At 50.6% G+C, this 13561-nt stretch carries 12 protein-coding genes; 6 read left to right on the forward strand and 6 right to left on the reverse strand.

The genetic code is table 11. The features are described 5' to 3' along the window. Nucleotides 1-12: 12 nt before the first annotated feature. Nucleotides 13-1797 (reverse strand): hypothetical protein, encoded by a 1785-nt coding sequence (locus ACI955_RS15620; protein ID WP_415244671.1) that lies wholly within the window; start codon nt 1795-1797, stop codon nt 13-15. A 76-nt stretch (nt 1798-1873) separates the two neighbouring features. After that, the gene (gene epmB, locus ACI955_RS15625) at nt 1874-2887 is read right to left on the reverse strand and encodes an EF-P beta-lysylation protein EpmB (RefSeq protein WP_415244672.1); all 1014 of its coding nucleotides are present in this window, start codon (nt 2885-2887) and stop codon (nt 1874-1876) included. Between the two features lie 46 nt (nt 2888-2933). On the opposite strand from epmB, the gene efp reads away from it, so the two are divergent. Next, nucleotides 2934-3503: an elongation factor P gene (gene efp / locus ACI955_RS15630; protein ID WP_415244673.1), complete on the forward strand. Its 570-nt coding sequence runs from the start codon at nt 2934-2936 to the stop codon at nt 3501-3503. Continuing rightward, entirely contained in the window at nt 3504-4457 is a 954-nt protein-coding gene (gene epmA / locus ACI955_RS15635; RefSeq protein WP_415244674.1) for an EF-P lysine aminoacylase EpmA, read from the forward strand. 34 nt (nt 4458-4491) lie between these two features. Here the strand turns inward: epmA and asd are convergent, their stop codons facing one another. From asd to rsgA, 3 genes are all read right to left on the reverse strand, one after another. Next, nucleotides 4492-5355: an archaetidylserine decarboxylase gene (asd, locus tag ACI955_RS15640; RefSeq protein ID WP_415244675.1), complete on the reverse strand. Its 864-nt coding sequence runs from the start codon at nt 5353-5355 to the stop codon at nt 4492-4494. 21 nt (nt 5356-5376) lie between these two features. Then, nucleotides 5377-6222 carry a sulfurtransferase gene (locus ACI955_RS15645; protein ID WP_415244676.1) on the reverse strand — a complete coding sequence of 282 codons (846 nt, stop codon included), beginning with the start codon at nt 6220-6222 and terminating at the stop codon, nt 5377-5379. Nucleotides 6223-6369: 147 nt separating this feature from the next. Then, a complete protein-coding gene (gene rsgA / locus ACI955_RS15650; protein WP_415244677.1) occupies nt 6370-7380 on the reverse strand; it encodes a small ribosomal subunit biogenesis GTPase RsgA in 1011 nt (336 codons plus the stop codon). A gap of 156 nt (nt 7381-7536) precedes the next feature. Between rsgA and orn the strand changes: the two genes are divergently transcribed. Beyond that, nucleotides 7537-8082 carry an oligoribonuclease gene (orn, locus tag ACI955_RS15655; RefSeq protein ID WP_415244678.1) on the forward strand — a complete coding sequence of 182 codons (546 nt, stop codon included), beginning with the start codon at nt 7537-7539 and terminating at the stop codon, nt 8080-8082. A gap of 287 nt (nt 8083-8369) precedes the next feature. Further along, nucleotides 8370-10226, forward strand: coding sequence for an autotransporter domain-containing protein (locus ACI955_RS15660; protein WP_415244679.1), 1857 nt, complete (start codon nt 8370-8372; stop codon nt 10224-10226). 74 nt (nt 10227-10300) lie between these two features. Here ACI955_RS15660 and queG read toward each other — a convergent pair whose 3' ends face one another. Further along, a complete protein-coding gene (queG, locus tag ACI955_RS15665; RefSeq protein ID WP_415244680.1) occupies nt 10301-11365 on the reverse strand; it encodes a tRNA epoxyqueuosine(34) reductase QueG in 1065 nt (354 codons plus the stop codon). 93 nt (nt 11366-11458) lie between these two features. On the opposite strand from queG, the gene ACI955_RS15670 reads away from it, so the two are divergent. Both ACI955_RS15670 and tsaE read left to right on the forward strand, forming a co-directional pair. Next, nucleotides 11459-13006: an NAD(P)H-hydrate dehydratase gene (locus ACI955_RS15670; protein ID WP_415244681.1), complete on the forward strand. Its 1548-nt coding sequence runs from the start codon at nt 11459-11461 to the stop codon at nt 13004-13006. Continuing rightward, on the forward strand, nt 12990-13484 hold the full coding sequence (tsaE, locus tag ACI955_RS15675; protein ID WP_415244682.1) for a tRNA (adenosine(37)-N6)-threonylcarbamoyltransferase complex ATPase subunit type 1 TsaE: 495 nt from the start codon (nt 12990-12992) through the stop codon (nt 13482-13484). The genes ACI955_RS15670 and tsaE overlap by 17 nt, the downstream gene beginning before the upstream one ends. Nucleotides 13485-13561: the final 77 nt, after the last annotated feature.

The raw sequence follows: 13561 nt of genomic DNA on the forward strand, positions 1-13561 counted from the left end.
TTTAGCTGATGCTTACAAAATATCCCAGAGCTGATTGAAGTCATTTTTGTTAGGTTCATCTTCTTCCGGCACAGCAATTTCAATTGGATTGGAGGCAGTGTCTGTAAAGTGAAAAAGCTTAAAGGCATTTGATTGCTCGACGATCTTACCTAATTTTATACGCATTGAGTGCCCTGGGCGAAAGAGTTCAACGGTGTGACCTTCTGAGATACCAACAACGCCGGCGAGCAGTAGCATTGGTCCTTGCGCTATTTGGCCGCCAAACAATAACATGGCGCGCTGATATTCATTAACTGATAGGCCTGATTGTACCAATCGTGCGCTATAGGGGGTGGCTGCAGAGGACAGGGCTTCGATGCCTATCTGGTGGCTGTCATCGCTGCGCAGCCAACGCACAATGCCCACTCGCCAGTTGTCGTAATCATCCGTTTTTAAGCCGACTAGCTCGCCGGTACGAACACGCAACTTAGTGTCTTCTGGCCATTCAATTCTGCAGCCCGAGCTGCTGTTGTCTAGTATCCGTGAGCGCAAATATTCGTATTTACTGCTCGGTGTTACTGGTGTCGGATTGTTCTGCGGTAAGCTATAGCTAATGGTCTCTACGGAGTCTTTCGACGACCTGTAGTTAATTTGCTCGGTCGCGCCACCGCCGCGGATGCGGGTGTCTTTATTGCCGGCTTGGCTCCATACATCATCTTTGCCATTACTTTGCTCTTGAAATTGGGCCGATTTGTCGCTCTCAAACTGGAAAAGACTAAAATCCTGCTGGTTGGCAAGGTGAAAGTGAGTCGTATTGATGCCAACGGCAAGGAGTACCGGCTCATTGCAAGGTATGCGTTCGGCTGCACGGGAGATCGCGGAACGCCATGAAATACTTAGGTGGTCGAGAATTGTTTTACTCTGGGTGACGGCGCTAGCTGATCTGCGAGACGATACAATCGCGGCTAGGCCACCAGGCTGAGAAAATAGCGGTTTAGTATCAATGCCCAGCCAGCCTAAAGATGGTGCTCGCTCTATTAGCTCGCGGTACGCTGGAGCAGCATCTTCTATTGGGTTGAATAAAAATACGCAGCTTTCCAGCTTGTCAGTGCGAAGTCCAACGAAAGCAGACCAGTTGTTCAGTTCACTAAATACGTCTTCGATGTGACGCTGCGGGAGTTGATGAGTTTTACTGCAGCTCAGCATTAATAATCGTAAATAAGCTTGTTGTAAGGTGCCGTCACCGTAAACATTATCAGTGACCTTTGGTTTTCGTATTTTGAGTGTCTGCGCGCATCGATAAATTTTATGCGCGTTTAGCCAGAATCCCGGATGTGTAGAGCGATAAAGTTGATAAGTGCGCATGAGTATTCGGCTGTGCTCGGTAAGAGCGCGATGTAAGCATGTTGCCATAGCATCTTTAGAACGCAGCAACCCCTTCTTACCCTCCAAACCTTGGAATACTTGACAGTAACCGGTGGCAAGCTGGGTATTTAAGGTGTTGGCCAGCAGTACAATCTTTTGAGTTTTTTCTGGCAGCACTACAGGTTTGTTCAAGTAGTGGGGTGATAACCCCTTTATGATGTTATGAGCCTGGGGTCGGATTATTTCCAGGATCTCATAACGGTCCTTAGGTTTGCAGGCGGTATGACTTAATTCCGACAGCGCTTGAAACAGTAGGCGGGTAGATTCGCCCAAGTTTGCAAGCGGCAGGCTACCCAGCCAGGAATTGACGGCGTTTGCCGTTAGCGCGAACTGACTGTGTGAGTCGCGGGTTATTTCTGGCGTTGAGATAGCAAGACTGGAGTTATTTTTCATAAAATCTAGTTTATGACAGTCTTGATGTAGAATTGCATATAATTTGCATTTTAAGCCTATGTTTTTACTCGTTAATTCACGATAGTGCAAGTGGTCGTTTACTGCTTGCGCTAGGCTCTTCTACGACCAATCGCGGCACCAAATAGCCCGGTAATCTAGCTAGTATAGCGTTCATTAGGGCCTGTGCTTCCACTTCATTAACATCAAAATGCGCAGCGCCTCTTACTTTGTCTAGCAAGTGCAGATAATACGGCATGACGTTAACCTCGAATAAGCGCTGGCTCAGCTTTACTAAAGTATCTGCGCTATCATTAATTTCTTTAAGTAATACGCTTTGATTTAAGAGCATAAACCCCGCTTTGTGCAATGTGTTCAGGGCAACTTCGGTGTGACTATCAATTTCGTTGGCGTGATTGCAGTGAATTACCATCACAATGCGGAGGCGATTTTCACTGAGGACCCTAATTAACGCTGGCGTTATTCTAGCCGGTAAGACTAAAGGTAGGCGCGTATGGATTCGTAGGGTGGTGACATGCGGAATGAGGGCGATTTTATTTATCAGCTTTTGCAAGTACTCATCGGGTGCCGATAGCGGGTCGCCGCCACTGAGGATGACTTCGCTGATATCTGGGCGATCTGCAATGTAGTCTAGGGTCTTTTGCCAGTCCCGTTGACTGGGATTATTGCTGTCGTAGGGAAAGTTGCGACGAAAACAATAGCGACAGTGAACGGCGCAGGATGGATTGGCGATTAGTAAAACACGGCCGTGATATTTGTGAATTAAGCCTGGCACCGGGTTGGCATCGATTTCTTCGAGCGGATCATTAACGTAGCCGACCTGCTCCTGAGTTTCTTTTGCTAGCGGTAAAACCTGCATTAGTAACGGATCATGCCAGTCTCCGATCTTCATTTTAGCAACAAAGGCTTCCGGCACCCGAAGTGGGAATTGTTGCATTGCCGCTGCTATATCCGGATGTTCCTCGGGGTTTAGTCGCAGTCGCTGCAATAACTGCTCTGGATCGCGGATCATACCGCTCATTTGCTGCTGCCAGCTTTCGGTCTGCCAAAATGTATCTTTTAGGGGTATCATTGCTGCCTTTTTAAATTACGGTTTTACACCGTCGCTGAGGAGAATCATGGCTAATTATTCTACCAATGAGTTTCGCAACGGACTAAAGGTGATGCTCGACGGCGAGCCTTGTTCTATTTTAGATAATGAGTTTGTTAAACCGGGTAAAGGTCAGGCCTTCAACCGCGTTCGCTTACGTAATCTTAACTCAGGTCGGGTTTGGGAGCGTACTTTTAAGTCAGGTGAGTCGCTAGAAGGCGCGGATGTCATCGATCAGAATATGGAATATTTATATAATGATGGTGAGTTTTACCATTTTATGGAACCTGAATCGTTTGAGCAGTATCAAGCGGATCTCAAGGCGGTCGGCGATGCGTCCAACTGGCTGAAAGAGCAAGATGTATGCACCGTGACACTCTACAACGACGCACCATTGTCGGTAACACCGCCAAATTTTGTTGAGCTAGAGATTGCGGATACTGACCCCGGCGTTAAGGGTGATACCGCTCAAGGCGGCACTAAACCCGCTTATCTGAGCACGGGTGCGGTGGTCAAAGTGCCCTTGTTTTTGAGTATTGGCGACGTCATTAAAGTCGATACCCGCACTGGTGAATATCAGAACCGAGTAAAGATCTAAATGTCTGACTGGCGGCCGACGGCTGATATTTCGGCTTTACGCCGCCGAGCGCAGTTACTTGCTGCAGTACGTGCCTTTTTTGCGGGCTGTGGTGTTTTAGAGGTAGAGACGCCCTTGCTGGCCTCGGCGCCAGTCACTGACCCCAATATAGAAGCCATTAACACCATCGCCCCTGATGGTGATGCCACCATGTATTTGCAGACCTCTCCCGAATTTGCCATGAAACGTTTGCTGGCAGCGGGTAGTGGTTCTATTTATCAAATTTGTAAGGCCTTTCGGCGCGGGGAGCGAGGACGGCGACACAACCCCGAGTTCACTATGCTCGAGTGGTATCGTCCCGGGCTGTCATTGCCAGAATTGATGGATGAAGTCGCTGCCGTTGTGAGCTTGGCGATGGGTACGGTTGAGTCCAAGCACACTAGTTACCAGCAAGTTTTTGAGCAACATTGTGGTGTGAATCCCCATGTCGCGTCGCTTGCAGAATTAAAAGCATGCACGCGCAATCATTTAGACCTTAGTTTTGACACCGAAGACCGCGATGTTTGGCTGCAACTGCTGATGTCTTCGGTCGTCGAGCCGGCCCTTGATGGCAGTGTCCTCAATTTTGTCTACGACTTTCCCGCCTCGCAGGCCGCCTTGGCCAAAACCCGCATTAATATTGGGGAGGCTCCGCTCGCCGCGCGCTTTGAAGCATTTTATGGCGGCATGGAGCTGGCGAATGGCTATGATGAATTGGGTGACGCGAGAGAGCTGGTCCGGCGTATCAGTGATGATCATCGCCGCCGCGCCGACAATAATCAGGTATTGCCGCCAATTGATCGGCATTTGTTGAAAGCAATGACCACGCTGCCCGAATGCGTTGGGGTCGCAATGGGCTTTGATCGACTAGTGATGTTGGCGTGTAAGGCAGAGCGAATCGATGAGGTTATTGCATTTCCCTTGGAGCGGGCGTGACCGCGTGTTAGCCGGCCACGTCGCAGAATATGACTTACTCGGCGCTGCTGTTAATACGGCCTAATACCTCGCCAAGTTGGGTTGGCGTGTTTGCCACAAAGCTTTCCTGCCACTCCGTACGCCCTTTTGCAAACAGCACGATGGCAGTTGAACCGAGTTTGAAACGGCCCATTTCCTCCCCTTTTTGTAAATGAATATTGCGCGCGCCCTGGCGGTAGTCGGTTGTTCTAATGCCCTTCGGTGGTGGCGCGACCTGACCATCCCAAACGGTTTCAATGCCGGCGACAATCATGGCGCCCACCAAGATGACGGCCATGGGGCCCGCTTCGGTGTCAAATAAACACACTGCGCGCTCATTTCTGGCAAATAAGCCCTGCACATTTTCAGCGGTGGCGGCGTTTACCGAAAACAATACTCCGGGAATGTAGCTCATGGTGCGCAATGTGCCGGCTATTGGCATGTGCACGCGGTGGTAGTCGCGGGGTGACAGATACACCGTGGCAAAGCTGCCATTGTCAAAAAGCGCAGCTGCCTCACGGTCACCACCTAGCAGGCTTAGCAGGCTGTAGTCTTGCCCCTTGGCTTGAAAAATTCTACCGCCAGTGATGCTGCCAATTTGACTGATGGCGCCATCTGCCGGGCAGGCAATGGTGTTGTCGGCTTCGCAAATAGGTCTTGCGCCATCGTTTAATGCGCGGGTAAAGAAGGCATTGAAGTTCGCGTAGTTACGTGGCTCTGGGTCGGCCGCTTCGCTCATATCAACTTGGTACTGTTTGATGAAACGGCTGATTAATAGATCTTTTAGCCAGGGGATTTTAGTTTCCGCGAGCTTGCCGACGAGTCTCGACAACAGATGTTGGGGTATTAGATATTGAAAAATAATAAACGCAATCTTCACGAACATTCCTTTTGGTCGTTATCAGGGTTTTTGGGCGCTAGATTGGGGATGATCACCTATCTCAACGGGGTTGGTGTCACTGTTTCCCCATTCGCCCCAAGAGCCGTGATAGCCCTTTATATGTGGATAGCCGAGAATCTTCATTAATAAGTAGCTCAGGCCAGACCTGTGGTGAGTTTGGCAGTGCGTTATGATCATTTTATCAGCGGTGATGCCGAGCTCGTTGAGTTTTGCTTGCAGGCTACTTAAATCTTTTAAACGCATGTGATTGTTGCGATCGATGAGTTCCAGCCAATCAAGATTTATCGCCCCAGGAATATGGCCGCCCCGCTGTGCCAGCACTTTTTCGCCGCGGTATTCTTCCGCTGAGCGCGCATCCCAAATTGCCAGCTGGCTATTGTCGAGCATGCTAATGAAGTCTTCGATCTCGGCGATTACTAGGCTATCAATGCTAATATCTTGCTTTGTGGGCGCTGGGTGATTCGCTACTTTTTCACTAGGGTGACCCTCGTCCAGCCAAGCGTGTAATCCACCGTTGAGGTAGGAATAATTGCGGTGGCCGATGACATCCAGCGTCCAAATTAGGCGGCCTGCCCAGCCGCCGCCTTCGTCGTCATAGGCAATAACATGGGTGTCTGGTGTCAGTCCTACTTTTGCAAATAGGCTATTGAGGGCCTCTATGCTGGGTAATTTTCCGACTGCGGGTTTTATCCCGCTTTGTAGCTCCGACGGTGCGATATGCACCGCACCTGGAATATGATGCTTTGCGTAATTGGCTGCGCTGCTGGTGTCCAAAATTAGTAATTTGGGATCGTAAAGCATTTCAGCAAGTTGTGTTGTTTCTAATAATAGTGGCCAGTTTTTCATAATAAATAACCTGTTCTAAAGGTTGCCGTGAATGGTAGCAGTGCTTACTTATTAATACTGTCAATTTTTGGTATTTCTAGCACTAGTTTAAAGTCATTGCGGCGAGGCATTTTGTTAAGTGCAGTGCATGATATATTACGATAAACATCACTCGCCGGTAAGGCTTTGAATGATTTGTCGATAGCTGGTCATACGCTCTGGGCTGATTTTGTGCTCGGCTTCGGCTTCTAATAGGGCGCAGCGAGGCTCGCGTTCATGCTTGCAGTCGCGGAATCGGCACATTCCTAGAAAAGCTCGGAACTCAATAAATCCGGCTAGCACTTTTTCCCTATCCATGTTCCAAAGCGCAAATTCACGGATGCCCGGTGAGTCTATTAGACTGCCACCGTCTGGGAAGTGAAAAAGGCGGGCAGTCGTTGTGGTATGTTTACCCTTAGCGGTACTTTCAGACAGCGCGCCTATCCGAGTGTCGGTGCCGGGGAGTAGGCTGTTGACTAGCGATGATTTGCCGACCCCAGATTGACCAACAAATACGCTGATGTGGCCGCGCAACGTTTGTTTTAGTTCATCTAGGCCGCGATCGGTTTCGGTCGACGCGCGGGTGACCTCATAGCCAATAGCCTGATAGCGGGCGAGCATATTGTCTAAATATTCGCGGTTGTCATCGTTAATCAAGTCCGATTTGTTGAGCAGTAGAATAGGCCGAATATCGATGGCTTCGGCGGCTACTAAATAGCGGTCGATGAGATTGGCGTGGGCGCGGGGTTCAGGGGCGATTACGATCACGATATGATCGATATTAGCGGCTACAGGCTTTAATTTGCCGTGATTATCTGGGCGAGACAGCAAAGAATTGCGAGTATTGCAGGCAACGACAACACCTGTAGGCTTTCCTTCTCGCCACGTTACGCTGTCGCCGGTCACTAGGCCGTCAATGTGCGCACGGACGTGACAGCGCTGTCGAAACCCCGTTTCTGCTTCAACTTCAACTTGTTGGCCAAAATGGCTGACAATAAGCCCATTTTGCTCTGAACCAAGTTCGCCTTCAGTCAGCGCTTGGTCTAGCTTAGAGTCGCGCTTGGTGGCACGTTCATTGCGTTCGGCTTGGACTTTTTCGATGCGCCAGCGCTGCTGTCGACTGATTTTACGTTTTGTCATGAAGGATCATTCGCTTAGGAAGCATCATCTTACCCTATGTGCTGCTACAATCGACACTTTGCGTCATTGTGGATGTAAGTCGCGCTCGCTGTTATTCGCAAGAGTATGTAGCCGAATGCTGCAATAGCTATTAAATGTCGCGTTGGAGGCGGTCTTATGGATAAAGCACAGAACTTAATTTGGATCGATCTGGAAATGACCGGTCTGGATACTTTAAATGACCACATTATTGAAATTGCGACTGTGGTGACTGACGCTAATTTGAATGTGATTGCCGAGGGGCCGGTATTGGCGATTCATCAACCGGACGAGGTCTTGGCCGAGATGGATGAGTGGAATACCCGCCAACACGGTCAGTCCGGCCTGACCAAGCGTGTGCAAGACACCTGCATTACTGCGCAAGAAGCGGAACGTCTCACCCTGGCATTCTTAGATAATCAGGTTGAGAAGGGCGCGTCGCCCATGTGCGGTAATAGTATTTGCCAGGATCGCCGTTTTATGGCTCGTGAAATGCCGGCGCTAGAAGCGTATTTTCACTACCGCAATTTGGATGTAAGTAGCGTTAAAGAGTTAGCTAGACGCTGGCGTCCGGATTTGAGCGCTGGCTTGAAAAAGTCGGCAACGCATCTTGCGCTAGATGATATTTATGATTCGATTGCTGAGCTTAGCTATTACCGCGAGCATTTTCTTCGCTTATCGTAATTCTCTCTTCAAAGTTGCTCGTGATCGCCTGAAACGGCGGTGCGAGCCATCTCGCTATTATTTGCCCTCTAAATTATTGCCCGCTTTTGCGTAAGTGTAATTTGTCTTCTATGTTTAAGCAGCTATCAGTATTTACTCGTATTGTTGTTCGGCTATAAAACGGGTCTTGTAGCACACTATGTTGTCGACGAAAATCTGGCAGAGCTTGGTTGAGCTACTTACCCAGAATAGCGTAATCAAAGTCGGATTGACGACGAACTAAGGCAATAATAAGCAGGTGAGATGCTATGAGAAAACTAACCGCACTGTGTGTGGCTTCATTAATATGTTCCCCTTTGTCCGCGCAAAGTTATTTTGACGAGCTGGTCATTTTTGGTGACAGTTTGTTAGATAGCGGAAATCTTGGACTACGATTTACTAACCGGCTTGGCGACGGCAACGGTGATTTTAGTGTGGGGCCCTTCGCAAATATTGCGCCCCAATATTTGGGTATGGCCTTGGGATTACCTACCGATCCGGCTGCAGGTGGCGCTGGCGGCACAAACTACGCTGTGGGCGGCTATGAAACGGCAGATATTTTAAATTCGATCAATGGCACCGGCTTGGCTTTGCCTGCAGGCGGGCCGGTGGCAAGGCCTGCTTATCTGACCGACAATAGTAGCTTCAATTCCAAGACCCTGATTTTGATCGACGGCGGCGGTAATGATTTTCTCAAAGGTACCGCGTTCGATGCGGCGACTATCGCTAACTCGGCACAAACATTGATCGCTGGGGTTGCTGCCATTAGTGCCGCCGGTGGTCAATATATTATGCTCAGCAATTTGCCTGATCTAGGCAAGACAGCTGCTGTTCAGGCTCAAGAATTGGGGGCGCCGGGTTCAGCTGCCACCTCGTCTGCGGGTGCTGCCGGCTATAATCAGGCCTTAATGACCTTTGCGAATTTTAGTCAAGCCAATATTATTCCAGTAGATTTAGCCGGTGTTATTAATTACATCTCTGCCAATGCCGAAGCCTATGGCTTTGCTAACGGCACGAACGCGGCTTTTGGGCCGCTGGCGAATTTAGATCAACGGTATATGTGTTTCGATGCTAGCGGCGGGGGCTGTGCAGAGCATCCGGTCTTCGGTATTAGCGCCGCTACTGCAGACCCGGATAAGTTGTTATTTAATGACGGTGTTCATCCTACCGCTAAGGTTGGCGAAATTACTGGCGATTATCTGATTGATATTGTGGTTGCACCGCAGCTCGTTGGCCAGCTTTCTGGTATTGCATTAGGCATTGCGCGCACTCAGCACGATAGCCTGACGCAAACTATGCGCGAGAATCGCTGGTATCAAAACACCAGTCGTATCTTCATTAATTCCAGCGGCGCTAATGAAGATACTCCCAGCGGTGGTGATCATCAAACCACCCATCTCACACTTGGTATAAGTAATGTCGTGTCGCCAGCCATGAGTGTTGGGGCTGCACTTAATATGGCAAAACATGAGACTGACACCGACGGTGCTGACTTTTCAGCGACCAGTGTGGGTTTGAGCGGTTTGGCGAATTATCGCGAGGGTCAGTGGTTGGCGGAAGGTAGCGTGGGTTTAAGCGTTATTGACTATGGTGATGTGGATCGTCGCTTTAACTTGGGTGATCGTGCGCTGACAGCGAGTGGCGGCACGGATGGCTACGGTTGGCATTTTGATGGTCAGGTGGCTTATCAACTGACGTCATCGAAAACGTTGAGCGTGGCTCCAGCACTGGGTGCCCGTTTATTGAGCGGCAAAGTTGATGGCTACACTGAGTCCGGCGGGGCAGTATCTAATTACCAGTGGGGTGAGCAGAGCCGCCAAAGTCGTCAGATTAGAGCGGGCCTGTTAGCGAATATGGCGGTGAGTAAGGGCGTTAGCTTCTTCGCGGAAGTGTTCTCTGTATCTGAACTTGAAGACGGTGATGAAACTGTTGAAGTGACCAATACTAACTTGGCGTTTAGCAGTTATCGGATGCCTACTTACAGCGCAGATGACGACACCTTTGTGGATGCGACTATCGGTGCGTCTGTGGCTTTGGATAAGTCTCGCTTAGCATTAAATGTTAATTACAGCGATGAAGGCGAAGGGCGTGAAAGCGTGATGCTGAATTATTCATTGCCTTTTTAATCGCTGAACTTGTAGTAAGAAAAAGCCCTGTATAAGGGAATTATATGGGGCTTTTTTTCGTCTGCAGTGTGACCTTATACGACTTGGCTTTGTTGCTTTGTCAACGCCCAGTCAATATGTTCCCGGGCCATTTCGTCTGCTGCGGGGTATTGTGATTTTAGTGCTAGCACCGCGGCATTGCTTGGCGGGGCATTACCTATGCCCACGGCGAGATTGCGCAGCCAGCGCTGATAGCCAATGCGGCGAATAGCGGAGCCTGCGGTATTGTCTAGAAACTCTTGTTCGGTCCATGAAAATAAGGTGAGCAGTTCGCTATTATCAAGCTGATGGCGCGGTGAAAAATCGGTTTCTTTTGAGGGCTGCGCAAATTTATTCCAGGGGCAGACTAATTGGCAGTCGTCGCAGCCAAATACGCGGTTCCCCATTAGGGGGCGCAAGTCTTCGGGGATGCTGTCTTTCAATTCGATCGTTAAATAAGAAATACATCGCCGGGCGTCAACTTGATAGGGTGCGACAATAGCGCCGGTAGGGCAGTCATCAAGGCAGGCGCGGCAGCTGCCGCAATGACCGACTTCTTGTGGGGGATCTGTCGGCAGAGGTATGTCGGTGTAAATTTCGCCCAAGAAAAACCACGAGCCGGCTTTGCTATTGATGAGCATACTGTTTTTGCCTATCCAGCCAAGTCCGGCCTGCTCGGCAAAGCCGCGCTCTAACACCGGTGCGCTGTCTACAAAGGCGCGGTGGCTGCCGCCGGCGACGGCGCTGATTTTTGCGGCCAATTGGCCTAGGCGTTTACGAATTAATTTGTGGTAATCCCGACCCAGTGCGTATCTGGAAATATAGGCTTTATTAGGGTCGCTAAGAATAGTGTCACAGCTTTCGCCGTCCGGTAAATAATCTAGGCGAGCGCTGATGACGCGAATGGTGCCCGGCAGTAATTCATCGGGTGCGGCGCGCAGTCCTTCGCGTTCTGCCATATAACTCATTTCGCCGTGGTATTCTTTTGCTAGCCAGTTGTGAAGATGTTCGGCGTGGGCGGCATTACTTGCGGGGCTAATACCAATATGGGCGAAGCCTAGTTCCTGACCCCACGCTTTTACTTGTTCGGCCAGCGCTGCGTAATCGGTATTCGCTGTCATCGGATTGCCTGTTTTTGCCCGCGCGCTATGATGGTGGAGAGACTGTATCTTTATTAAATGCTTTCGCATTTTACACATTCGGGAAACATCTGTATGTCACAGCAAGAAACTATCGATCCGGAAATACTCTATACCGCCGCGCAGGTGCGTGAGCTGGATAGACTCGCCATTGCTATCGGTATACCTGGGATAGAGCTGATGAGTAGAGCTGGCTTGGCGGCATTTAGACAAGTGCAGCAGCGCTGGCCCGACCACTCCCCCATCGAGGTGTTTTGTGGTGGCGGCAATAACGGCGGCGATGGTTACATTATTGCGGCACTGGCCAAGGCGGATGGTTTGCCGGTGCGGGTATGGGCTTTAGCGGATCCCGAGTTATTGCATGGAGACGCCGCACTGGCAATGCAGCAGGCTTTGGACGCGGGGGTGGAAATAAAGTCTTGGCAAGGTGAGGAGCCGGATTTAAACAGTGTCATTGTCGATGCGCTGCTCGGTACGGGATTGAGCGGCGTGGTTCGCGAAAAATATACACTGGCAATCTCGGTTATTAATGCGAGTGGTGCGCCAGTGTTGGCAATAGACGTACCCTCTGGCCTGTGCAGTGATACTGGTAGTCAGTTGGGTGCCGCCGTTCACGCTTCAGCGACCATTAGCTTTATTGGTCGAAAGCGCGGTTTATATACTTTAGCGGGAAGTGATTGCGCTGGCTGCAAAGTGTTTGATGGCTTGGCGGTGCCCAGAGGGATTTACCAGCAACTTCATGCCAGCAGAGCTAAAATAACCCTGCATTTGAATGGTGCTTCAATGTTGGCGCAGTGGCGCGCGCGGCCTCGCAACGCTCACAAAGGCATGTTTGGTCATGTGTTAGTTGTCGGTGGTGATTTAGGCATGGCGGGTGCAAATTTGCTAGCGTCAACCGCCGCTGCTCGCAGTGGCGCGGGTTTGGTGTCGTGCGTCACGCAACCGGAGCACAGTGGCATTTTTGTTGCTGCTAGGCCGGAATTGATGGTGCATGGAATAAGTCTCGAGCAATTGGCGAGCAGCGATATCTTGGGCTCATTGATCGAAAAGGCCAGTGTCATTGTAATTGGTCCTGGACTTGGTCAAGGGCAGTGGGGGCAATCGCTTTTAAAGGCGGTGTTGCGCTCTAATAAACCACTAGTGGTAGACGCGGACGCACTTAATTTATTGGCCCAGAGCCCTGAACTCCTGCATTCTCACAGCGGGCCACGTATACTCACGCCGCATCCAGGTGAAGCGGCGAGACTGTTGGCGTGTAGCACGGCCGCAGTGCAAAGTGATCGCTTTGCGAGCGTGATGGCCTTGCGGGATAAATATCAGGCGACAGTGCTGCTCAAAGGCGCGGGAACCCTCATCGCAGATGCAGGCAGGACCTCGCCGCTGTATTTAAATAGCGGTGGTAATCCCGGAATGGCGACGGGCGGTATGGGCGACGTACTCTCTGGCGTCATAGCTGCGTTTATTGCGCAGGGACATGCGCCCACTGCGGCAACGTGTTTGGCGGCTGCGGTTCACGCTGCCGCTGCAGATTGCGCGGCTAGACAGGGCGAGAGAGGCATGTTGGCTGGCGATGTTGTCGACAATTTACGAGGTGTGATCAACGGGTATGCAGCGGTATCTTGACGGTGAGGCCGCTACGGTGGCGGCGGGAGAGTCTTTGGGTAAGGCCATGCGCGGCGGTGCTGTGGTGTATTTGGATGGCCAATTAGGCGCGGGTAAAACCACATTTTGTCGCGGGGTGCTGCGGGCGTTTAGCTATGCTGGCCCGGTGAAAAGTCCAACCTATACGCTAGTAGAGGCGTATGAAGACTTAGTTTGGGCAACGGAACCGCCGCAGCTTAAGACGGTCAGTGTGTATCACTTCGATCTATATCGTCTCGGCGATCCTGAGGAGTTGGAGTATATGGGTATTCGCGATTACTTTAATGATGATGCGGTGTGTTTAATCGAATGGCCCCAGCGCGGCCATGGCTTTTTGCCATCTGCTGACATAATGGTTAGCATTGAGGCGCAGGGAGCAGGTCGTATTATTGCCGCGCGAAGCGAGACCGTACGTGGACAGAGAATTTTGGCGCAGTTGAGCGAATATGAAACGGATTAGCAGGGCAGTATTGTGCGGTTTACTTTTGTTGGCGGCGACCGTGCAGGCCACAGAGGTTCGCGACGTCCGGTTTTGGC

The sequence above is a fragment of the Zhongshania sp. genome (assembly GCF_047636175.1).
In the GTDB taxonomy this organism is placed as follows: domain Bacteria; phylum Pseudomonadota; class Gammaproteobacteria; order Pseudomonadales; family Spongiibacteraceae; genus Spongiibacter.

What these genes read in the sequence shown, in the direction of transcription:
- ACI955_RS15620 (WP_415244671.1), bottom strand. Translation starts at nt 1,797, where the DNA reads ATGAAAAATAACTCCAGTCTTGCTATCTCAACGCCAGAAATAACCCGC.
- epmB (WP_415244672.1), bottom strand. Translation starts at nt 2,887, where the DNA reads ATGATACCCCTAAAAGATACATTTTGGCAGACCGAAAGCTGGCAGCAG.
- efp (WP_415244673.1), top strand. Translation starts at nt 2,934, where the DNA reads ATGGCTAATTATTCTACCAATGAGTTTCGCAACGGACTAAAGGTGATG.
- epmA (WP_415244674.1), top strand. Translation starts at nt 3,504, where the DNA reads ATGTCTGACTGGCGGCCGACGGCTGATATTTCGGCTTTACGCCGCCGA.
- ACI955_RS15645 (WP_415244676.1), bottom strand. Translation starts at nt 6,222, where the DNA reads ATGAAAAACTGGCCACTATTATTAGAAACAACACAACTTGCTGAAATG.
- rsgA (WP_415244677.1), bottom strand. Translation starts at nt 7,380, where the DNA reads ATGACAAAACGTAAAATCAGTCGACAGCAGCGCTGGCGCATCGAAAAA.
- orn (WP_415244678.1), top strand. Translation starts at nt 7,537, where the DNA reads ATGGATAAAGCACAGAACTTAATTTGGATCGATCTGGAAATGACCGGT.
- ACI955_RS15660 (WP_415244679.1), top strand. Translation starts at nt 8,370, where the DNA reads ATGAGAAAACTAACCGCACTGTGTGTGGCTTCATTAATATGTTCCCCT.
- queG (WP_415244680.1), bottom strand. Translation starts at nt 11,365, where the DNA reads ATGACAGCGAATACCGATTACGCAGCGCTGGCCGAACAAGTAAAAGCG.
- ACI955_RS15670 (WP_415244681.1), top strand. Translation starts at nt 11,459, where the DNA reads ATGTCACAGCAAGAAACTATCGATCCGGAAATACTCTATACCGCCGCG.
- tsaE (WP_415244682.1), top strand. Translation starts at nt 12,990, where the DNA reads ATGCAGCGGTATCTTGACGGTGAGGCCGCTACGGTGGCGGCGGGAGAG.